Raw genomic sequence first — 21,155 nt, forward strand, 5'->3', positions numbered from 1 at the left:
GCTCAGCGCATCGTGTCCAAAATGCCGACGAGGTCCTCGAACGTCGTGCGGGGGTTCAGGATCGCGAAGCGGGCGTTGGTGCGGCCCGCGTGGCTCGACGGCGTGACGAAGGCGTGCTGGTCGTCGAGCAGGCGATTCGACCAAACGGTGTAGTCGTCCTTCGTCCACCCGCGCCGTTCGAACACGACGACGCTCAGCTGCGGGCGGCGCACGAGCTCGAACTCGTCGCGCGACTCGATCTCGGCGGCGATGCGTTCGGCGAGCGTGATGGACGACGTGATCGCCTCGCGGTAGACCTCGGCGCCGTAGGTCGCGAGCGAGAACCACAGCGGCAGGCCACGGGCCCGGCGCGTGAGGTGCGCGGCGAAGTCCGACGGGCTCCAGTCGCTCGTCTCGGTGAGGGTGTCGAGGTACTCGGCGTGCTGCGTGTGCGCGCGGCGGCCGAGCTCGGGATCGCGGTAGAGCAGTGCGCACGCGTCGAACGGTGCGAACAGCCACTTGTGCGGGTCCACGATGAGCGAGTCGGCGTGCTCCAACCCGGAGAAGTAGTGCCGCGCCTCGGTCGAGAGGGCGGCCGCGAGCCCGTAGGCGCCGTCGACGTGCAGCCACACGCCGAACTCCCGGGTCGCATCGGCGACCGACGCGATGTCGTCGACGATCCCGAAGTTCGTCGACCCGGCGGTCGCGACCACGGCGAACACGCTGTCGCCGTGCTCCTCGAGCGCGGCGCGCACCGCATCTCCGCGCAGCACACCCCCGGCATCCGGGGCGACCGGGACGACCTCGACGTCCATGACACGCGCCGCCGACGCGATCGACGAGTGGGCCTCCGCCGAGCAGACGACGCGCCAGCGGTCGGGACGGATGCCGCGCTCCCGGGCGGTCTCCCGCGCGGCGACGAGCGCCGACAGGTTGCCGAGCGTCCCGCCCTGCACGAACACGCCACCGGCGGTCGCGGGCAGGCCGAACTCGTTCGCCAGCCAGCGGAGCACCTCGTTCTCGGCGTGTACGGCGCCCGCGCCTTCGAGCCAGGACCCGCCGTAGAGTGCGCTTGCCGAGACGACGAGGTCGAACGCCGCGGCCGCTTTCGACGGCGCACTGGGGATGAACGAGAGGTACCGCGGGTCGTCGGTCGTGATGCAGGCCGGCGCCAGTACGTGCTCGAAGACGCCCAACGCCTTGCGCGCGCCGATGCCCTGCTCGCTGATCGTCACGCCGGCGAGGCGGGCGAGCTCGGCCGGGGGCAGCGGCTTGTCGAGCGGGTTGTCGTCGGTGAGCAGCCGCTGCCGCGAGTAGTCGAGGACGAGGTCGACGATCTGACGGGTCTCGTCGGTCACGTCGTGCATGCGTGCGGGCTGGGTCATCGGGTCTCCGAGGTGGTGCGGGGGAGCGCGGGTGTGCGCGGTGGCGGCGTCCGGCGGGTACCCAGACGTTCGAAGGCTACGCCGAGGCGCAGCAGGGCGGAATCGTCGTAGGCGCGACCGGCGATGGTGAGGCCCACCGGCATCCGGGTGTCGGTCATCGTCCCCATCGGGACGGTGACGGTGGGGATGCCGAGGTGCCGGATCGCGAGGTTGCCGTTCGCGATCCACACCCCGTTGCGCCAGCCGAGGTCGGCCGAGGCCGGGTTCACGTCCATGTCGGCGGCGCCCACGTCGGCGACGGCGGGGAGCACGACGGCGTCCAGGCCGGCGGCATCCATCCACTCCTCGAGATCGGTGCGGCGGATGCGTTCGAGGGCGCGCAGGCCCGCCTCGAGCTCGGGCATGTCGTCGAGCGTCGCGCCCGGGTGCGCGCGCACCCACTCGGGGTACTCGGCGATGTCGTCGTCGAACCCGGTGTAGCGGTCGGGCAGGGCGCCGGGCGGGTGCGGGAAGATCGTCGCGCCGTCGACATCCGCAAGGGTGCTGAGCGCCGGATCGCCGTTCGCCTCGAGGAAGTCCTCCCACGCCCATGCCGACAGGTCCACGATCTCGCGGTGCAGGTATCCCTGGGGCAGACGGTCGGCGATCGTCGATGCGCCGGCCCGGTCGCCCTCGTAGTCGCTCACGACGGGGAAGTCGACCTCGACGACGGTCGCTCCCGCGGCCTCGAGGTCTGCGCGCGCGGAGCGCCACAGCTCGAGGACCGACTCCCGGGTCTCGATGCGCCGGCCGGTCGGGCCGCCGATGCCGGTGCCGGTCCCGGCATCCGGATCGGCGTTCACGTACATCCGCGGGATGCCGAGACGCACCCCGTCGAGCGAGGCGCCCTGCGCGAGCGCCGGGTACGACTCGGGCCGCACGATCGACGCAGCGGGAAGCTGGACCCAGGGCTGGACGCGCCAGAAGTCGCCGCGCGTCTCGGGGTCGTCGGCGACGACGACGTCGAGCACCTCGAGCAGGTCGGCCATCGTGCGGGTGTGCGGCACGACGACGTCCATCGTCGGGACGAGCTGCCAGTTGCCGCGCGCGGAGATGACGCCGCGCGAGGGCGTGTAGGCGCAGAGCGCGTTGTTCGAGGCGGGACCGCGTCCCGACGACCAGGTCTCCTCGCCCAGGCCGAACGCGGCGAAGCTCGCGGCGGTGGCCGTGCCCGACCCGTTCGACGAGCCGCTGGCGAACGGCGCGGTGAGCCAGTCCGCGTTGTAGGGGCTCTCGGCGCGGCCGTAGACGCCGCGCTGCATCCCGCCGTTGGCCATCGGCGGCATGTTGGTGAGGCCGAGGCAGATCGCCCCGCCGGCGCGCAGTCGCTCGATCGTGAACGCGTCGCGCTGGGCGACGAGCTCGGCGAAGGCGGGGGAGCCGGCCGCGGCGGTCAGCCCTCGCACGAGGTAGCTGTCCTTCGCCGTGTACGGGATGCCGTCGAGCGGTCCGAGGGTCTCGCCACGGGCGCGACGGGAATCGGATGCCGCGGCCTCGGCGCGCGCGTCGGGGTTCCTCACCACGACGGCGTTCAGTGCGGTCTCGGTGCCCGGCCCGTCGTACGCGTCGATGCGCGCGAGGTACGCGTCGACGAGCTCGGCCGCGGTCGCGTCGCCCGCGTCGAGCGCCGCGCGAAGGTCGGCGATGGACGCCTCGACGACGTCGATCATCGAGTCACCGCCGGCTGCTGCTGCGTGATGCAGTGGATGCCGCCGCCTCGGGCAAACAGCGGACGGGCGTCGACCGTGACGACCTCGCGCCCCGGGTAGGCGTCCGCGAGGATCGCGCGGGCGTGCGCGTCGGCCTTCTCCTCGCCGAAGCCGCAGGCGATGACGCCGCCGTTCACGACGAGGTGGTTGACGTAGCTCCAGTCCACGGGGCCGTGTGCGTCGGTGAGGGTCTCGGGTGCGGGGAGCGACACGATCTCGAAGCGGCGGCCGGCGGCATCCGTCTGCTCCTCGAGCTCCGTGCGCAGCTGCGCGCTGACGGGGTGGTCGGGATGGGACGCGTCGCGCTGGTCGTGGAGCAGGATGCGGCCCGGCGAGGGGATCGTCGCGACGATGTCGACGTGACCGTTGGTGCCGAGGTCGTCGTAGTCGCGGGTGAGCCCCTGGCTCAACCAGACGGCGCGGGTCGCGCCGAGCGTCCGGGCCATCTCCGCCTCGATGCGTGCCCGGTCGGCGAAGGGGTTGCGTCGCAGGTCGAGCTGCACCGTCTGCGTCAGGAGGACGGTGCCCTCGCCGTCGACGTGGATGCCGCCGCCCTCGTTGACGATGTCGGAGGGGATCAGCTCGGCGCCGACTTCGCCGGCGATCAGCCGGGCGTGGGCGGCCGACTTCTGCCACTCCGCCCAGTCGGGCGCTCCCCAGCCGTTGAAGATCCAATCGACGGCGCCGAGGACGCCTGGCCGCTCGTCGTCGACGACGAAGGTGGGGCCGTGGTCCCGCATCCAGAACTCGTCGACGGGGGCCTCGACGATGGTCACGTCGCCCGGGAGCATGCGCCGCGCGCGGGTGAGTTCGGTCGGGTCGACGACCATCGTCACCGGCTCGAAGCGCGCTACCGCGGCGGCGACGGCCGTCCAGGTGGCGTAGCCCTCGTCGCGGGCGGCATCGGTGTCGCCAAGGGTGAAGCCCTCACGGGGGAAGGCCATCCAGGTGCGCTCGTGAGAGGCGGTCTCGCTCGGCATCCGCCAGGCCATGGCGTCTCCCTCGGGTGTCGGGTAGCTTATTGATCGTTTGATCAACAAGGGGGAGGCTACCGAGGAGATGACCGAGACGTCAACCGTCCGCCGGGCGCGGAAGACCCCCGCCGAGAGACGGGAGGAGATCGCGCTCGCCGCCCGCGAGATCGCGCTCACCGACGGTCTCGACGCCGTCACGCTGCGCGCCGTCGCCGCCCGCGTCGGTGTGGCGCCCGGGCTCGTCGCGCATCACGCCGACGGCATGGACGCGCTCGTAGCCGAGGCCTTCGGTGCCGTCGTCGCCGAGGAGCTGCGCGCGGTGCGGGCCGCGATGCGGGTGACGGATGCCGCGACGACGCGCCTCGGCATCCTGCTCGACACCGTCTTCGGTGAAGAGCCGAACGAGGTCACGCTCGTCTGGGTGCAGGGGTGGGCGCTGGGCACCCGCAATGAGGAGCTCGCCGTGCGGGTGCGCGCCGAGATGGATGCGTGGCAGCGCGCGCTCGCCGCCGAGATCGACCGCGGCCGCGCGCGTGGCGAGTTCGGCGCCGTCGACGCCGACGCGATCGCCTGGCACCTGCTCGCGATCATCGATGGCCTCGGCGCGCAGGGTCTCGTCCGCTGGCGCGCCGACCCGTCCCGGACCGACCTGACCCGCCGCGCGCTCGCCGCCCTGCTCGGCGTCACGCCCGACGCGCTGCGCCCCTGACCCGACGCCGAGCCGTCGCACCTGGTCGTCCCACCGCCGCAGACGCGACCATCTGAGACGCCCCGAGCCGACGGGAACGGCGGCCATTCGAGAGAGATGGATGCCGTTTGCGTCGGGTCGAGGGGCACCTCATAAGAAACGTTCAGGATGCCGATCGTCGCCCGGAAACACGCGGGAGACACGAGCTGATCACCTTCCGGTCGGCGGCTCCGGCGGCATCCGGTCCAATCCGATCTCGGGGGGTGTCCGGAAAACCCATCGTGCGAAAGCCGCACTGAAGGAAGGAAAACACCCCATGCGTACCAACCTGAAGCGGACCATCGTCCTCGGCTCGACCGGCCTCGCGGCCGTCGCCCTCACCGCGGGATTCGCCCTTCCGGCGAACGCCGCGCAGAGCGAGGACACCACCACGACCACCACGGCGGCAGAGGGCTTCACCGACTTCCTCAACGCCAACAACGACCTCGCGGCGTCGGTCTCGTCGCTCCTCGACAGCCAGCTGCTGGGCGACGTCTCCACCGGTGACCTCTCCGTCGGCGACATCGGCTCCGGCAACGACGCTCCTATCGGTTCGGGCAACAGCGTCGACGCCCCCATCGGCTCGGGCAACGACACCTCGGTCGACGCCCCCGTCGGCTCGGGCAACGAGGTCGGCAACGGCAACGACGTCGGCTCGGGCAACGACACGAACGTCTCGCCGGACACGGACGTCGCGCCCCAGACCGACGTCTCGTCGAAGACCGGCGACCTGGTCAAGGACATCACGAGCGACGTCGACAACACGGTCGGCGACGTCTCCTCGAGCGTGAACGACCTCGTCGACGGCGTTCTGGGCAACTGATCGCCCGCATGCGGTAGTGCCGCACCCCTGACACATGCCGGGGCCCCTCATCGGGGTCCCGGCATCGTCGTGTTCGGCGCCGTCGAGAGGTCGCGGATGGTCACCCCACCTGGCGCAGAGCGACCATCCGCGACCCCTCGAGGTGGGGGGTGGGAGGCCGCATCCGCTGTCTTGCGCGCCCCCTGTCGCCGAATCACCACTCAGGAGCCGAGTCACCATCGAGGTGCGCACCAGCGGGTGGTGATTCGGCACGTGTGTGGTGATTCGGCGAGGAGGCGGCCGGGCGAGGGGTCTTCGCATGCTGGCCGCAGCGCCCCCGCCGAAGCGCCCCCGCCGCAGCGCCCCGCCGCAGCTCGTCCGTCGTACAGTCAGGGGCATGACGCGTGCGCGACTGATCACCCCCGCAGAGCTCGACGACCTGATCCGGGATGCCGCTCCGCTGACGGTCCTCGACGTCCGGTGGCGTCTCGACCGACCCGACGGCCGCAGCGACTACGAGGCGGGTCACGTCCCGACGGCGGTCTACGTGAGCCTCGACGACGAACTGGCCGCCCACGGCGCACCGGAGGACGGGAGGCATCCGCTGCCCGAGATCGCCGACCTGCAGACCGCGGCGCGGCGTTGGGGCATCGACCGGGGCCACTCGGTCGTCGTTTACGACGACTGGCAGACATTCGGTGCCGCCCGTGCCTGGTGGGTGCTGACGGATGCCGGTGTCTCCGACGTCCGCGTCCTCGACGGCGGCCTGCAGGCCTGGCGCGACGCCGGACTGCCGCTCGAATCCGGACCCGTGCACGCCGCCCGCGGCGACGTCGCCCTCACCCCGGGGCACCTGGCCCGCCTCGACATCGACGAGGCCGCCGCGTTGCCGGCCACCGGCATCCTGTTCGATGTCCGCGCACCCGAGCGTTACCGGGGCGACGTCGAACCGATGGACCCGCGAGCCGGTCACATCCCGGGCGCGGTGAATGCGCCGACCGGCGGGAACGTCGACGACCACGGGCGGTTCCGCTCTCCGGATGAGCTGCGTGCGCGGTACGAGGCGCTCGGGGTCACGGGCGACACGACCGTCGGCGTGAGCTGCGGCTCGGGGGTGTCGGCCGCGCAGGCGGCGTTCGCGCTCAGCCTCGCCGGTATCGACGCAGCGCTGTACGGCGGATCGTGGAGCCAGTGGTCGAACCACCCCGACCGCCCTGTCGCGACCGGCGATCAGCCCTGACCGAGCACTGCCGCAGCCGCCCGCTCGCCTGACACGAGCGCGCCCGCGATCGACGGCGTCTCACGGTGATCCCCCGCGACGATCACGCGCTCCGACAGTCTCACCGGGGACGCGCGCCGCATCGGCGGCGCGAGTGCGGGCAGCGCGTGCGGGATGTCGTCGCGTCGAAGCAGCTCCCACGACGCCGCCTCGTCGCCCCACATCCGCGCGAGCTGCGCGTGCACGGCCGCCTCGTCGGCGGCATCCCGCAGCAGGCAGCTCGCGGCCACGAGGTGCCGTCCCTCGGGCGCGTACCCGGGAGCGGTGCGCGACATCACGACGCTGTTCACGATCGGACCCGCGCGCTCGCCGTCGACCGCGAGCAGAGCGGATGCCGGTGCCTCCGCTCCCGTCCCGAACCACCACGTCTGCAGCCCGCGCATCGGCGGCGCCGGTTCGCCCGTCAGCTGCGACAGGTGCTCGCCGCCGACCGCGACGATCACCTCGCGCGCCGACACGCCGCCCTCGAGCTCGACCCGGTCGCTGCGCACCGTCACGCCGTCGACCGGATGCGACAGTCGGATCTCCGCCCCGGCTGCGCGGGCGAGCTCGGCGAGCCGTCGCGGCAGCACGGCGACGCCCGCCGCCGGAACGCCGGGACGCCCGACCGCGAACAACCGCGCGATCAGCGTCGCGTAAGCCGCCGAGGTCTCGCCGCCGTCGTCGGCGAGCACCCCGGTCAGGAATGGCTCGAGCACCGACCGCCGCAGCGGCCCCGTGAGGCCGGCGCGACCCCACGCCTCGTGCAGCGTCTCATCCGGGCCGTGGGCGACGGATGCCGGTCGCACGAGTGCCGGCAGCAGCCACCGCACGGCGCCCACGACGTCCGCCGGCGCCACGAGTCCCGACAGCGCGCCCGCGACCGTCGCGGGCAGCATCCCGGGGTGGCGCACGGGGTGAGCGAGGACGTTCGACCGGGCGCCGCGCACGACGCGGACGCCGACGGGGAAGGAGCGCAGATCGAGGTCGGCGGGGTCGACCGCGCGGGCCAGCGCGTCGTAACGAGGATTGATCACCTGGAACCCGCGGTCGAGCAGGAACCCGTCGACGCGATCGGTGCGCTGCCGGCCCCCGACCTCGTCCTGCGCCTCGACCACGACGACGTCGCGTCCGGCACGGGCGAGCAGGGTCGCGGCGCGGAGCCCTGCGAGGCCCGCGCCGACGACCGCCACATCATGGACCGCGCTCATGCCCACAGCCTGGCACGGCGCGCGGGCGCGGCATCCGTAGTTGAATCGGAGGATGCGAGCTGCTTACATGTACGGCCCCGGCGACGTTCGCGTGGTCGACGCCCCCGAACCCCGGATCGAACAGCCCACCGACGCCGTGCTCCGCACCGTCGTGGCGTGCGTGTGCGGCAGCGACCTGCATCCGTACCACTCCATGCAGCCGAGCGACGCGGGCCGGTCGATGGGGCACGAGATGATCGGCGTCGTCGAAGAGGTCGGCGCGGACGTCCGCACCGTGAAGCCGGGCGATGTCGTCATCGTGCCGTTCGTCTTCTCGTGCGGCGAGTGCGAGTTCTGCCGCGCGGGTCTGCAGACCTCGTGCGTGAACGCGGGGACCACGAAGCCCACGGGCGCCGGCGGCGCGCAGGCCGAACGGCGCCGCGCCCCCTTCGCCGACGGCACGCTGTACCGCGTGGATGTCGCCGAAGACGATGAGCGGATGCCGGGGCTCCTCACCCTGAGCGACGTGTACGGCACCGGCTGGCACGCCGCGGTGACCGGCGGCGCCGCACCGGGCAAGGACGTGGTGGTCATCGGTGACGGCGCGGTGGGCCTGCTCGCCGTCCTGTCGGCGCGACAGCTCGGCGCGGAGCGCATCATCCTCATGGGGCGCCACGAGGCGCGCACCGACCTCGGCCGCCGCTACGGCGCGACGGACGTCATCGCGGAGCGGGGCGAAGAGGGCGTCGCCGCCGTCCGCGAGCTCACCGGCGGGTTCGGCGCGCACGTCGTCATCGACGCCGTCGGCCACCTCCCGGCCTACGAGCAGGCGCTCGGTGCGGTCCGCCCGGGCGGCACGATGTCGCGCGTCGGCGCTCCGCAGTACACCGACGCTCCGCTCCAGCGGAAGCAGTTCGAGAAGAACGTCACCGTCACGGGCGGCGTGGCTCCCGTCCGCGCGTACATCGACCGTCTCCTGCCGGGCGTGCTCGACGGTACAGTCGACCCCGGGGCCGTCTTCGATCGCGAGCTGGGCCTCGGCGAGGCCGCCGACGGCTACCGCCTGATGGATGACCGCGCCGCCCTGAAAGTGATGCTCCGCCCGTGACCTCAGCCCCCGCCCCGCTCTCGGGCGTCCAGTTCTCGCTGCGCTCCGGCGCCTACGACGCCGTCATCGCCTCGGTCGGTGCGACGCTCCGCGAGCTGCGCCACGACGGTCGCGACCTCGTGGTCCCGTTCGAGGCCGACCAGGTGCGGCCCGACTTCCGAGGTGCAACCCTCGCGCCCTGGCCGAACCGCATCGTCGACGGGACGTACACGTTCGACGGCGAGGAACTCGTCACCGCCCTGACCGAGCCGAATCGCTCGCACGCCCTCCACGGGCTCGTCGCCTGGCTCGAGTTCGCCGAGGTCGAGCGCTCCGATGACAGCGTGACCCTCGCGGCCGTCATCGAGCCCCAGACCGGCTATCCGTGGCGGGTGCGCGTCGAGACGACGTTCGCGCTCGCCGCCGACGGTCTCACCCAGACGGTCCGGGCGCGCAACCTCGGCACGTCGCCCGCGCCCTTCGGCACCGGCCCGCACCCTTACGTCGTCGCCGGCCCCGCGCCACTCGACGAATGGACGCTCGCGCTGCCCGCGGCATCCGTCCTCGAGGTGACACCCGACCGGCTCAGCCCCGTCGCCGTGCACGCGGTCACCGACTACGAGCCGGACCGCTTCGACCGACGCGCGCCGCGCGTCCTCGGCGACGTCGAGCTCGACCACGCGTTCACCGGGATCGAGGCGGATGCCGACGGCACCGCCACGGTCCGCGTCACCGACCCGTCGGGTGTCGGCGTCGCGGTCACCTGGGGCGCCGAGTGCCCGTGGGTGCAGGTGCACACCGCCGACAAGCCGGCCGGAGCAGCCCACCCGGGCCACCGGAAGGGTCTCGCCGTCGAGCCGATGACGTGCGCGCCCGACGCCTTCAACGCGAGCGCTTACGACTACGACGCGGGACTGCTCGTGCTGGCGCCCGGCGCGACGTTCGCGGCATCCTGGCGCATCTCGGCCCTCTGATAGCGGCCGTCCCTAGGATGGCGGCATGACGTCGACGTCCTCCTCCCTGCCCCGGTCCACTCCGTCAGAGCAGGGGGTGGATGCCGCCGGTGTCGACCGCCTGATCGATGCGATCGGGCAGACCGACACCGAGATGCACAGCCTCATGGTCGTGCGCCACGGACACGTCATCGCCGAGGGGTGGTGGGCGCCGTTCGCGCCCGACCTGAAGCATCTCGTCTACTCGCTGTCGAAGACGTTCACCTCGGCAGCGGCGGGCCTCGCGATCGCGGAGGGGCGCTTCGGGCTCGACGACGTGATGGTCGATCACTTCCCCGAGCTGGTTCCCGACGACCTCGACGAGAAGTACCGCCGCTACCTCGTGCGGCACGCCCTCTCCATGTCGAGCGGCCATGAGGGCGAGGCCCTCGACCGTGCGGCGGCCGCCTCGCGTGAGGTGGGGGGCGACCTGCTGGGCGGTTTCTTCCGCGTCGCGCCGGACCGCGAACCGGGCACCGTGTTCGCCTACAACCAGCCCACGATCTATGGAGTCGGGCGCCTGGTCGCGAAGACGACCGGTGGAACGATCCTCGACTACCTGCGCCCGCGTCTGCTCGAGCCGCTCGGCATCGACGAGGCGCAGTGGATGATGCTGGGCGACGTCGAGATGGGCTTCAGCGGCATCCACGTCTTCACCGAGTCGCTCGCCAAGACCGGTCAGCTCATGCTCGACAAGGGGCGCTGGCAGGGCGAGCAGATCCTCGACCCCGAGTGGGTCGCCACGGCCACCTCGACGCAGATGCAGAACGACACGGCTCACCGCGGGCCGGGCGCCCCCGACCCGATCGACTGGCAGCAGGGGTACGGCTTCCAGTACTGGATGAACCGGCACGGGTTCCGCGGCGACGGAGCGTACGGGCAGTTCATCATCGTGTGGCCCGAAGAGGACGCCGTCATCATCACGACGGCCGAGACGATCGACATGCAGACCCTTCTGAGCCTCATCACCGAGCACCTGCGTCCGGCGATGGCGGGTGCGGGGTCCGCGGAGGCGGATGCCGCCCTCGCGGAGCGGCTGTCGTCGCTGGCGCTCCCCGTGCCCGACGACAGCGGTGCCGGATTCGCGGGCACCTTCGACGTCGATGCGACCTCCTACCCGCCCGGACCGTTCACGAGCGGCGGCCCGGTGCCGGGTGCGGAGCGGGTCGAGGTCGTCGAGACCGGTGACGGCTGGACCATCCGCTTCGTCGGTGACGGCGTCGATGTCGAGCTGCCGGTCGGCCGCGGCGGCTGGGCCGCGGGGGAGTGGCCGGCTCCGGCCGGCGACCTCGATGCGGTGCCGTTCCGCTCCGTCGCCGGCGTGGACGCCGACGGTGCGTGGTACGCGCGGCTGCGCATGATCCAGACGCCGCACACGCTGCACGTCGGCATTTCTCCCGACGGCATGGCATCGCTCGCCTGGCGGTTCCCGCCGCTGCGCGGTGACGGGCCCGCAGGGCACGCACTGCGGTCGCTCGACTGACCGGCATCCGGCACCCCTTGCTCGGTAGACTGGGAGGCGAGGGGTGAGCGTGACGGACAATGAGCGGGTCAAGACCCGAGACGTCGTCGCCGAGGGGCTCTACATCGCGTCCGCGGCGACACGTTTGGCGTTGAAGAACCGCATCCTGGTCGACATCCTCGTCGAGGGCGACGACTTCGATTCGGATCGCTTTCTGGGCGACGCCCGCGACATCCTGGTCTCGCTCGCCGAGGAGGCCGAAGCGGATGCCGCCCGCACCGAGCGCGAGCGCAAAGCGGCACGCACCCGGTACTCCGACTCGAGCGGGACGCACGATTACCGCAGTCGGGACGTCCGCAATCTGAGGCGCCGGCGCAAGCAGTCCCTGCACGTCGCGAAGGAACTGCGAGCTCGTGCGGATGACGAGGACGAGCTGCGCAAGCTCATCGCCGACGCCCGCGACGCCGCCTGGGCCGAGGTCTCGAAGAACATCGATCGCTCGTTGCGCATCTCCGCGGCGCGCCCCGACCTCGACGCCGACTATGAGCGGATGCGGGTGGCCCGGATGCAGGCGCTGCGCCTCGTCGACCTGCCGAAGCTCCGCGCGCACCGTCGGAGCGTCGCGAAGCAGCAGGCGCTCCGCGATGGCGGCGTCGAACCCGAGCCGATCCTCGAGTCCGATCCCGCCGGTATCGACCCGGGCGAGCTGGAGTAGCGGCTCGATTTCGGATTGGGGCCCGACGTGACGTATGCTGTTCCTCGGCCCGGAAACAGGCCATGCGCCCGTAGCTCAATGGATAGAGCATCTGACTACGGATCAGAAGGTTAGGGGTTCGAGTCCCTTCGGGCGCACACTGTGTTGAGACAGTCTGAGAAAGGCCCCGCTTCGGCGGGGCTTTTCTTGTTGAGCGGCTGCTCCACGCGGTCTGATCGGCGCTTGGTTAGTGACGCGGCGCTCGTCGCCAGTGCTCGTCTGACACAGGCTGGTCAGCGCGCGTCCGAGCTCCGCAATGCGAGCACGCAGGTGGACACCGGAGCGACTCCGGCTGGTGTGCGCTGGTCGTACCGTCATCGCGCGATCGCCCGGGCGGGCTATCCGGGACGAAGGCGAGGCCCCTGCGACGGCGTCGCGAACCTCGACTCTGCTGCGGTCGAGAGAGGACCGGCCTACGCGCGCTCACCTACCCACAGCCGCCCGAGGCGCGCTATTCACTGTCGACGCCGCACGAGCGTTACGGCCGATCGCGGATGCGGCGCTGTCGGATCCCTCATACTGTGCTTGCCAGGGGAAGAGGTACGCGTGAGTGACCAGGTCGAGGAAGTGCGCCGGGTGCGGTTCTATGGGCCGAACGACATGGCAACGGGGTTGTTTGTTCAGCGGGTTGCCGAGTTAGTTAAGGCATTTGATCCAGACGAACCGCCTCGGAGTACGGCGGACATCCTCGAACTTCACAACGTGCAGCAGTACCTCGAACACGGATTCCTCCCATTGGGTTACACCGATGAAGAGCGGGATCGAGCGCTTGAGCGGATCCCCGCAATCCGAAGCGCAGTCGCCCGCCACTTCTCCGCAATGGACGAAGTCGGGTTTGCGGTTGCCGTCCATGGCGTCGGCCGCGAGTACAGCGCTGACCTCATTGACCTGCTCGGCCGGAACGGGGTGTTTCGACGGATTCCCAGCACGACGGTGCTTCCAGCGCTTTATGCCGCCGGTGCTCACCTCGGCGACATGCTCGCGAGCAAGAAGCTCGTAGACGCTTACGACGCCGAGATGTTCGACGAACTGCGCAATGCTCCGCGAGGCGCCGAGCATTTGATCCGACGTTACCTGCAAGCCGACGTGCGCGAGGAAGTGCATCTCCCGTCGAGTCTGACACCAGCCGCCGCGCGCGCGGTTATCGAGCGGTACATAGACGGCGTCGACGCGAACCCCAACTACGTCGGGCTAATCGCGACTGCCAAGAACACTCCGCAGGTTGGAGTGGACGCCAAACTCAGGCTTCGAGCAAGGCGACGGTCGAAACAGATGACCGAGGCCTTCTTCGCTGAGAACTCGGGCCTCAAGACAGGATGCGACGTCGGCATCTCTGAAACCCAGAACGCGCCCGTCACGTCCGAGGTCGACACCTCTGACGGATGGATAGCTCGCTATCGGTACAGCAGGCGGTGGCTGGAAGAATCGTGTGACTACCCAAGTATCCTCAACAACTTTCAACACCTTTTCGGCTTCGTCGATCAGCAAGCGCTCCTGGTGTTGCCGTCCTACCCCGCGCAGCTCGGGGTCATGGAGCGCATCATTGGCACGACCGGAAAGCACGAGTACAAAGTCGGTGCAGAGTTCCAGTCAACAGACATACGAACAATGCTGCAGACACGGCTATATCACTTCTTTCTCGATTCGAAAGGCATTGAGCTGGAGTGGGTGATCGCGTGGTTCTTCGAGAAGTACCTTGTCGAGCAGTTCGGAGCGAAGGGCTTCTCATTCACCCCGTCAGACAGGAATGCTTCGCACCTTCAGCGGGTCAGACATCTGTTCGTGGAGATGGAGAGCGCGGCGAACCAGTACAACCAGTACGTCCAGGAGGGTGAACTCGATCGCGAACTGCTCGAAGTCGCATCCGAGCAAGTTCGATACCGGGAAATCCCGAGTCTGGTGACCGGAAAGTACCTCTACCCGACCGGCAGCGACGACCTCAACGCCATCATCCACCTGCTGTTCTCAGACCAGTCCTCTCTGGCCTACATCAACGAGGACCTGAAGTCGGACTCTGCCGCGAGACTCCTCGTCGAGAATGAGGTGGCCTACGACGACTTCGAGGACTACCAGCGGCCGAGCATCGACTTCCTGATCGAACAGGACGTTGTGCGCAACACGGGATCCCGGGTTTGCATCATCAACCCGGAGCGGTTCCAGATTCTCGCGGCACTGTTCTCGACAGAAGCGGCAAACTTTTTCCATCTCTCGGAGGCGGGGCGCGCACAAGCTGGCGCCATGGTCGCCAAGGGTTGGACCACGCGCCGCTCGTCTCTTCTCACGGACGCCGAAGCCGACTACTTCAACTACATGCTCAACTCAGTGGACTTCAGCAACGGACCTCGCTTACGAAACCGATACCTCCACGGGTCGCAAGCCAACCGTGACAGCGAAGACGAACACTTCGCGACTTACATCAACGCGCTGCGACTGACCATTGCGTTGGTCGTCAAGATCAACGATGACTTCTGCATCGCGTCCTCCCACCAGCAGGCGAACCCTTTCCACGCGTGAGAGTTTCACTCTGGCGCTTCGCGACCCTTCCGTCACGCTAGGACGATCGGCAATGATGCCGGACGATCGTGGGTCCTATCTCGCCGACCGATCGGCTCACTGGTGGACGGTGGTGAAAGCGGTTAGGCGCGATCCCGAGCGGATCCACCGACGGCTGGGACGCGAGCAGTCACGACCGCCCTCAAGAGGACCGTGGATCGGGCGCTCGCGCCCGGCTATATGTGAGTAACGCGTGCGTCGCTGAAGCTCGGGCATGTCGGGGACAGATGGTTGGGTATACGCATGACGCAACGAAAGTCTCGGAGGCAGAAGCCCAACCGACGCGCGGCACGAGCTCGAACTAGCTCGCTCGACCCCCACGGTCAGTCCATTGCGGAGTCCGTCGATCGTCAGATCGCGCTGATGATGGAACTGGCGGACCACGAGTCACCGCTGGACGAACTCGACCGTCGCATCGATGCCAAACTGACGGGGCTCTGCGACGCACTCGCCCCCCATAAGCCCGAAAGGATCGTGGAGCTCGCGCGCATCGCTTGCCTACCGTGGTCAATGGCAGGACAGGTCAAGCCTGACACTGAGGGCGGCATCGTCAAGGCAGAGCTTTTAACACTTCTGGCGCAAACGGCCAGTGTCGGGGATAGTGACGGTTCGGCTGCGAATGAAGAGCCGAACTCCCTCTATCGTGCTGCCCACGACTGGGCCGAGTCGGTGGGATTGCTGATCGAGCTAGTGCAGACGCGGACACTGATCACGCTTCGCGATCGCCCAGCAGACGATCTTGACTTTCTCGCGTTCTCCGCGCGGTCCACGTCGGTCTGGATACGGAGCACGTCCTACCCGGACATGGTGCAAGCCACCTACGACGCATTGTTTGGGCAGGAGGAAGTGCGGGATGCACTGACAGCCCATCTTGGGTTCAACGAGGGCGACGCAGTAGCCGTCCTCACGCGTCTGCACGACTTGCAGGTCGCAAGAATGAACGACCGCTTGGAGGCAGGATTCCAGTCACTCTTTGACGCATACGAGGCGTCGAAGCGAGGAGCAACCTCCCCCGACGCTGAGACTCGAAACCGGGCGCGGGCTGCGCACAATGTCGGGTGGCAGCCGACCGCAGATCTGGTCGCCATCCCGGCGTCAGAAATCGCTGACTCTCTGGGACGGGACATCGGGGTTGTCGAGGCCGTGCTCAACCGATTCGCGCTCGATCTCGGGGGATCCAATGCTCGCGAGAGGCTGGACGCGTTCATCGGCGGCGACAATCCGCTACGAACCAACCCTGTGGTGCGCACCGGACGGGGAACCTTCATGCTCGTGCACGACGCACTCGTCCTGCCCGCCGTCCGCGAGAACCTGGAGCAGGAACTGAAGGCGCTTCCCGAATGGGAGCGGTACCAGAAGTGGCGTGGCACGCTCCTTGAAAATCTCGGGAGAGCCGCCTTCGAAGGGCTGCTACCGGGAGTCACTACTTACGCTTCGTTTGACTACTTCGCACCGGCAAGCGACACAGAGGCCGCAGGCCCACCGACGGGATACACGAAGAAGGTCGAAGGTGACCTCCTGTTCCTGCTGGATGACGTCGCGATCATCGTCGAAGCCAAAGCCGTAGCCATCACTCCCGAGACCCGTGCCGGCGAGACACGCCGGTTGCGTCGTGATCTCACAGGCATCATCACCAAAGCCTCGGAGCAGGCCAGTCGTCTACAGGAACGCCTCGAGAACGACGACGGTGTAAGGCTGCACCAAGAGGGATGGCTGGACCTCGCCCACGTCCGCGAAATCCACACCGTGGCGCTGAGCCTCGAAGACCTCTCCGGCGTCGCGACAGCGACCAGCGACCTCGTCGCTGCCAGCGTGCTCCACGCAGAGCACATCCCTTGGGTCGTATCTATTCACGACCTCCAGCTGATCGCTCGAATCGTGGAGCGGCCAGCTGAGTTCCTTCTATACCTTCGCCGTCGACGCGACCCGGAGGTATCGCTCGCGTACACGGCCCCAGACGAACTCGACCTCTTCCTCTACTTCTACGAGGCTGGTCTGTACGTCTCACCCGACCCGAACATCATGGTCGCTGAGCTTCCGTACGTCACCGCACCACGCACCGCGGACGTTCGACGACGCACGCAGCAGCGACCGACCCTCATCACAAGCCGAACCGACCCGCTCGATGCTTGGCACTACGCCGAACTTGACCCAGACCGTCCCCCTATCGCTAAGCCCCGCCTCACCGGGTCCCCGATGACCGAGTTTGTGGACGAGCTGCAGAGCCGCAAGTCGTTCGGCTGGCTCAGCACCGGTGCAACATTGCTATCCGCGTCGACGAAGGCTCAAGCGGACATGGTTCGGATTCCAAAGAAGTTGCTGGCTGCACCCGACGCGAGGGGACGGGAACGCACGCAGACGGTGCCACTCGGCACAAGACTGAGTGACGCCTGGTTGCTGGTGTGGATGACAAACCCGGCACCCCAAGCACTCAAGCAGGTCGCGGACTTGGCCCGCGACTATGTACGGGCCAAGAAATACCAATTGAAGTTCAATCGGGGCGCCGTCTTCATTTTCGACCAGGAAACGGCGGCCCTCGTCGAGGTTATTTACGATGGCACTCTCCCAACACCCGACCCCGAAATGGATCGCTTGATAGTTGGGCTCTTTCCGCCTGACAAGATGTCGAGCCCTCCACCTCCGACTCGCCGGCCCGCGACCCGAAGCAAGGATAAGAAGCGCAAGCGGAGGTAGCAGGCGACCGTCAGCGTCGCATCTCCGGGCAACGCCCGTATTGGGATCGCCCGAGGCAGGCTTGAGCAGTCGCGGCCATGACCCGACCGCTGGTAGCGTCGAAATGATCGTTGGCTGAAGCCCATCGCGGGAGCCCCAGCTCCGGGCGCATTTTTCTGGTTGGTCGGAGGATTCCTCCTCCTCTACGTCGCACTCCTCGCAATTCGCTGTTTCGGAACTCGGTTCCCCAATCTGCGGAAGGTGGTCACGCGTATGAATGAAGCAATTCATGTTTGGTCAGCCTCAACGCTGGCACTATCGGCGTCTGGAGCATGGACTTGAGCCAACGATCGATAGCGAACACCCGGACGATCGCCTCTTGTGCACTAGCGTCGCTGAGGTGAGCAGGCACGAGACCCACGAGCCCGATTTCGAGGCGAACTGGCCGCACGGTCACGTTGGTGTCGCCGAGGAGGCCGACGGCGCAGACCCGCTTGGGCGGCTGAACGCTGCCAAGGTAGCGGCCGCACGCACCGATGCCGACGCCGATGAGTGCATGGTGGTGCGCCTCGGGGTGCACGACCACTTCCTGCATGCTCAGACGACCAAGGCTCTGTTGCACATGGTTAACGCCCACGGCGACCGGGCCGCCGCCGTCACCGTGCATGGCGTCACGCACCTCCTCGACCCAGCAGCTGTGCGGGCACTCTCCGAAGAGCTCGACGCAGTCGTCGTCGGGTTCTTCGGCGACCCGAGTATCGACCCCCGCGAGTGATCCCGGCCTAAGCAGGGCGCTGGCCTCTTTGCAGAGCTTTGTACCGAACACCTCAGCGGCCCATCGTCCGAAGGTTATGTTCGTGATCACGAGATGGGCAAGCCATCTTCCGAGCCGAATCTGCCAACCCACCCACACGCCTCCACGACCGAGGCACCGAAGACGACGAAGGAGACGCAGAGCGCGAACCAGCTCCTTATGGACGATCGAGGCAGTGACGACGATGCGCTCACTCGCGCATGTTAGCGACTATGTTTCAGAAGGCCGTCTGCGCTGCGGGCGGGAGCACGCGCCCTACCGATCCCCTTCGTAGTGATCGCCTTGCCCTCGGTATCAATGCGCGGCTTGGGTGCCATCGACGGCTCCCGGCTGACGACCGCACCGCAACGCTACGAGCACAGCGGGGAGCCGCAAGCGATCGTCGCCCAGATGAGGATCCGAGTGGTTATCGCGTTAGGGCGCGGTATGGTACGCGAGGGCGACCAGCGCGGCGGACAGTAGCAATCGCCCACGACGGCCCCGCTTGCTTTTCGTTGCCCGAATAGCGATTCGGGTCGCGCTTGGCCCGCCCGGGGCGACCAAATTCCTCCCCCGCAGTTCCCCTGTCTCATGAACCGGTTCCCGCGGTCTCTGGGCGGTCAGCGAGGGTGTTGCGAGGTCGGCACCCGATTGTCCTCTCCCAACTCCACGCCAGCATCGACTCGCCACTGCCCAGTAATACGAGCAATGCTCTCGAAGTCGCGCCCCTTTGCAGCCTCCCCTAATGGCTCGAACATCGTCACGACGCGCGCATCGTCGAGCGTTTCCAACCACTTGGTGTATGCATTTCGGCTCTCTTCGCCGTCTTCGGCCACCATCATGTCCGCAATGTCGCTTCGCAGCGCGATTGCCTGCATACGCACGTTTGCTCTGACTGCCGCGGACATGGGTCTAGCTGCCGTCCACGCGTCCTTCGCGCGGTTGTATCCGCGGTTCGTGTCGAGGTGCGGCCGGAGCTCGGGGAGGTCGGTTCGCCCAGCGATGAGGATGGGCAGAGCGATGCGACGAACCCACTCTTCTATCTCGCGCACTTCCCACATGAGGGTTCGTAGCTCGCCTGTGTGGGGACGGCGCACAGCCACCTGCGGCCACACTGACACGCCCTCCCGCGTACCCCGAGGCACAGAAACAATTACTGAGCCGATATCACCGATGCCGGTCTCTTGAAGATCCCGCGGGGCCGAGTCGAGCTGCACCTTCCCGACACGGACGGTCGTGAGCGCCGGCGCCTGGTGCTTAGCCGCGTTGGTGTGCGCGACGAGCCGCCGTAGTGGATGCAGGTCGGAATCTTTGCGGTTCCAGGGCTGGAGTCGAGCCAGCCGCTCACCGAGGTCAGACCCCCTCGCGAACAATCCGTGCGATTTGCGGTGTTTGTGCCGCGTCCAAGCGTCGAACGCTTCCTCTGAGCCGGTCGCCGGGACCTCGATCGCTCGAGCCTCGTCGGTCGTGATGCCGCGCGCGAGTCGGTGGTCCACCTCCGCCTTGAGCGAGTGCTCGAGGACGTTTCGCATTTGGTTGAGAGCGTCCGCGAGCAGGCGCGGTACAGACTGAGGCAATGGTGCGACACCGACGAGGATGACGTCCTCCGTCGTGAGCGTGAGGCGGGAGCGAATGTCGAGCGGCCCAGGGGGACGGAGATAGGTTTCGAGCACCATCGACAATTGCTCGATGGTCGAGTCCACGTGAGTAGCGGTGTAGAGCGCATGGGTCTGATGGTCGGGCAACCAGAACATGGGCGCAGGCACAAGTCCAGCGTATTTGTGCCCCGCGAGCGTCTACCCCAGCGCGCGGGGACCTCCCCGATCACGTTCTTGGCCGATCGAGCCGAAAACCCCTGCAGGCGGCGGCGTTGACCACGAACGCTCCAGAATCCAGCGCACGAGATGTAGCCCGCTCGCGAACCACCCCGATGGGCAGTGCCCGGAAATCGACCACGAACGAAGCTGCCGGGCGGCGTACCGATGGCGCCTTGATCGGCTAAGGATCGACCGCTCGGCGGAGTCAGGCGCTGTGCGGGCGACGGCCTTCCCGGAACGCCAGTTCTCGTTCATCACGTAGCGCGCCAGCCGTGCGTTGCGCGATGACCCACTCGGCGACTTCCATGATCACGACCGATACGGCGCCAGCGATCGTTCCGACCAAGAGCGATGACAGCCAGACACTGCCGAGGCTGTGGCTGGTCGGCGGCCACACAACGAGAACCACCGCGTACGAAGCAACGAGAGCTGCGGTCGTCGTCCAGATTCGCCAGCGGCGGACGAGTCGTTGATCCGTCGCGTTCCACGCGTTCAGGTCTTTCGCCAGTGCGGTGAGAGTGACACCGAGTTCTGTCCGTTCGATTGAATCAGGTAGCGCGGCGTGAGCTTGACCGAGCTTCCTGATGCGCGCGAGTAGTCGACCCTCCTTGCGCCAGCGTGGACCAACCCAACCGACAACAGCGATGAGCGACGCTGCCACCGCGCTCAGCACGGATCCGAGTTCGATACTCACTACCTGAAGCTATCGCGTCGTGGCGATGCTCTCGCGATTTTCGCGACGCGGTCATAGAGGCGATCCCTCAACGAGCAGCGCCCGCTGAGGGATCGGTTTCCAACAAGGTCGCGCCGCGCCGCTAGGGTTCTAGGGTGATTGAGTGGGCCACCGAGGCGATCAGCTCGGTCGCCGATTTCGTTAGAAAGATTGGACCAGGGAGTTGGGCGGATTGGTTCGCGGCTGTAGGGACCGTGGGCGCGCTCGCTGCAACAGCGGTCATTTACG

At 68.2% G+C, this 21,155-nt stretch carries 16 protein-coding genes and 1 tRNA gene; 11 read left to right on the plus strand and 6 right to left on the minus strand.

Annotation, left to right across the window (positions count from 1 at the left end):
- Positions 1 to 2: 2 nt before the first annotated feature.
- From BLP38_RS00225 to BLP38_RS00235, 3 genes are read right to left on the minus strand one after another with little or no spacing between them, the layout of a single operon-like run.
- A complete protein-coding gene (locus BLP38_RS00225) occupies positions 3 to 1,364 on the minus strand; it encodes a pyridoxal phosphate-dependent decarboxylase family protein (protein WP_091351674.1) in 1,362 nt (453 codons plus the stop codon).
- Positions 1,361 to 3,073 carry an amidase gene (locus BLP38_RS00230; RefSeq protein ID WP_091351675.1) on the minus strand — a complete coding sequence of 571 codons (1,713 nt, stop codon included), beginning with the start codon at positions 3,071 to 3,073 and terminating at the stop codon, positions 1,361 to 1,363. Before BLP38_RS00230 ends, BLP38_RS00225 begins: the two co-directional genes overlap by 4 nt.
- A complete protein-coding gene (locus BLP38_RS00235) occupies positions 3,070 to 4,104 on the minus strand; it encodes an agmatine deiminase family protein (RefSeq protein WP_091351676.1) in 1,035 nt (344 codons plus the stop codon). Before BLP38_RS00235 ends, BLP38_RS00230 begins: the two co-directional genes overlap by 4 nt.
- Positions 4,105 to 4,171: 67 nt before the next feature.
- Between BLP38_RS00235 and BLP38_RS00240 the strand changes: the two genes are divergently transcribed.
- The 3 genes from BLP38_RS00240 (at position 4,172) to BLP38_RS00250 (ending at position 6,855) form a co-directional block, all read left to right on the plus strand.
- On the plus strand, positions 4,172 to 4,795 hold the full coding sequence (locus tag BLP38_RS00240; protein ID WP_091359342.1) for a TetR/AcrR family transcriptional regulator: 624 nt from the start codon (positions 4,172 to 4,174) through the stop codon (positions 4,793 to 4,795).
- A gap of 295 nt (positions 4,796 to 5,090) precedes the next feature.
- Positions 5,091 to 5,636, plus strand: a complete 546-nt coding sequence (locus BLP38_RS00245) for a hypothetical protein (RefSeq protein ID WP_091351677.1) — start codon at positions 5,091 to 5,093, stop codon at positions 5,634 to 5,636.
- A 376-nt stretch (positions 5,637 to 6,012) separates the two neighbouring features.
- Entirely contained in the window at positions 6,013 to 6,855 is an 843-nt protein-coding gene (locus BLP38_RS00250) for a sulfurtransferase (protein ID WP_091351678.1), read from the plus strand.
- On the opposite strand, the gene BLP38_RS00255 is transcribed toward BLP38_RS00250, so the two are convergent.
- The gene (locus BLP38_RS00255) at positions 6,846 to 8,084 is read right to left on the minus strand and encodes an NAD(P)/FAD-dependent oxidoreductase (protein ID WP_091351679.1); all 1,239 of its coding nucleotides are present in this window, start codon (positions 8,082 to 8,084) and stop codon (positions 6,846 to 6,848) included. The genes BLP38_RS00250 and BLP38_RS00255 overlap by 10 nt on opposite strands.
- A 52-nt stretch (positions 8,085 to 8,136) precedes the next feature.
- Between BLP38_RS00255 and BLP38_RS00260 the strand changes: the two genes are divergently transcribed.
- From BLP38_RS00260 to BLP38_RS00295, 8 genes are all read left to right on the plus strand, one after another.
- On the plus strand, positions 8,137 to 9,171 hold the full coding sequence (locus BLP38_RS00260; protein WP_172824626.1) for a zinc-binding dehydrogenase: 1,035 nt from the start codon (positions 8,137 to 8,139) through the stop codon (positions 9,169 to 9,171).
- On the plus strand, positions 9,168 to 10,124 hold the full coding sequence (locus BLP38_RS00265) for an aldose 1-epimerase family protein (protein WP_091351681.1): 957 nt from the start codon (positions 9,168 to 9,170) through the stop codon (positions 10,122 to 10,124). The genes BLP38_RS00260 and BLP38_RS00265 overlap by 4 nt, the downstream gene beginning before the upstream one ends.
- 25 nt (positions 10,125 to 10,149) lie before the next feature.
- Positions 10,150 to 11,625, plus strand: coding sequence for a serine hydrolase domain-containing protein (locus BLP38_RS00270; protein WP_091351682.1), 1,476 nt, complete (start codon positions 10,150 to 10,152; stop codon positions 11,623 to 11,625).
- Positions 11,626 to 11,674: 49 nt separating this feature from the next.
- A complete protein-coding gene (locus tag BLP38_RS00275; RefSeq protein WP_091359345.1) occupies positions 11,675 to 12,319 on the plus strand; it encodes an asparagine synthase in 645 nt (214 codons plus the stop codon).
- Between the two features lie 64 nt (positions 12,320 to 12,383).
- Positions 12,384 to 12,456, plus strand: a tRNA-Arg gene (locus tag BLP38_RS00280).
- Between the two features lie 448 nt (positions 12,457 to 12,904).
- Positions 12,905 to 14,872 carry a hypothetical protein gene (locus tag BLP38_RS00285; RefSeq protein ID WP_197672423.1) on the plus strand — a complete coding sequence of 656 codons (1,968 nt, stop codon included), beginning with the start codon at positions 12,905 to 12,907 and terminating at the stop codon, positions 14,870 to 14,872.
- A gap of 402 nt (positions 14,873 to 15,274) precedes the next feature.
- Positions 15,275 to 17,605, plus strand: coding sequence for a hypothetical protein (locus BLP38_RS00290; RefSeq protein ID WP_091351683.1), 2,331 nt, complete (start codon positions 15,275 to 15,277; stop codon positions 17,603 to 17,605).
- Positions 17,606 to 17,984: 379 nt separating this feature from the next.
- Complete coding sequence (locus tag BLP38_RS00295) at positions 17,985 to 18,359, plus strand: hypothetical protein (RefSeq protein ID WP_091351684.1); 375 nt, start codon at positions 17,985 to 17,987, stop codon at positions 18,357 to 18,359.
- A 638-nt stretch (positions 18,360 to 18,997) separates the two neighbouring features.
- On the opposite strand, the gene BLP38_RS00305 is transcribed toward BLP38_RS00295, so the two are convergent.
- Positions 18,998 to 20,143 (minus strand): hypothetical protein, encoded by a 1,146-nt coding sequence (locus BLP38_RS00305; RefSeq protein ID WP_157681054.1) that lies wholly within the window; start codon positions 20,141 to 20,143, stop codon positions 18,998 to 19,000.
- A gap of 256 nt (positions 20,144 to 20,399) precedes the next feature.
- A complete protein-coding gene (locus BLP38_RS14180) occupies positions 20,400 to 20,888 on the minus strand; it encodes a hypothetical protein (RefSeq protein WP_157681055.1) in 489 nt (162 codons plus the stop codon).
- Between the last annotated feature and the right edge of the window lie 267 nt (positions 20,889 to 21,155).

The organism is Microbacterium sp. LKL04 (assembly GCF_900102005.1).
Taxonomy (GTDB): Bacteria; Actinomycetota; Actinomycetes; order Actinomycetales; family Microbacteriaceae; genus Microbacterium.

What these genes read in the sequence shown, in the direction of transcription:
- BLP38_RS00225 (WP_091351674.1), bottom strand. Translation starts at nt 1,364, where the DNA reads ATGACCCAGCCCGCACGCATGCACGACGTGACCGACGAGACCCGTCAG.
- BLP38_RS00230 (WP_091351675.1), bottom strand. Translation starts at nt 3,073, where the DNA reads ATGATCGACGTCGTCGAGGCGTCCATCGCCGACCTTCGCGCGGCGCTC.
- BLP38_RS00235 (WP_091351676.1), bottom strand. Translation starts at nt 4,104, where the DNA reads ATGGCCTGGCGGATGCCGAGCGAGACCGCCTCTCACGAGCGCACCTGG.
- BLP38_RS00240 (WP_091359342.1), top strand. Translation starts at nt 4,172, where the DNA reads ATGACCGAGACGTCAACCGTCCGCCGGGCGCGGAAGACCCCCGCCGAG.
- BLP38_RS00245 (WP_091351677.1), top strand. Translation starts at nt 5,091, where the DNA reads ATGCGTACCAACCTGAAGCGGACCATCGTCCTCGGCTCGACCGGCCTC.
- BLP38_RS00250 (WP_091351678.1), top strand. Translation starts at nt 6,013, where the DNA reads ATGACGCGTGCGCGACTGATCACCCCCGCAGAGCTCGACGACCTGATC.
- BLP38_RS00255 (WP_091351679.1), bottom strand. Translation starts at nt 8,084, where the DNA reads ATGAGCGCGGTCCATGATGTGGCGGTCGTCGGCGCGGGCCTCGCAGGG.
- BLP38_RS00260 (WP_172824626.1), top strand. Translation starts at nt 8,137, where the DNA reads ATGCGAGCTGCTTACATGTACGGCCCCGGCGACGTTCGCGTGGTCGAC.
- BLP38_RS00270 (WP_091351682.1), top strand. Translation starts at nt 10,150, where the DNA reads ATGACGTCGACGTCCTCCTCCCTGCCCCGGTCCACTCCGTCAGAGCAG.
- BLP38_RS00290 (WP_091351683.1), top strand. Translation starts at nt 15,275, where the DNA reads ATGATGGAACTGGCGGACCACGAGTCACCGCTGGACGAACTCGACCGT.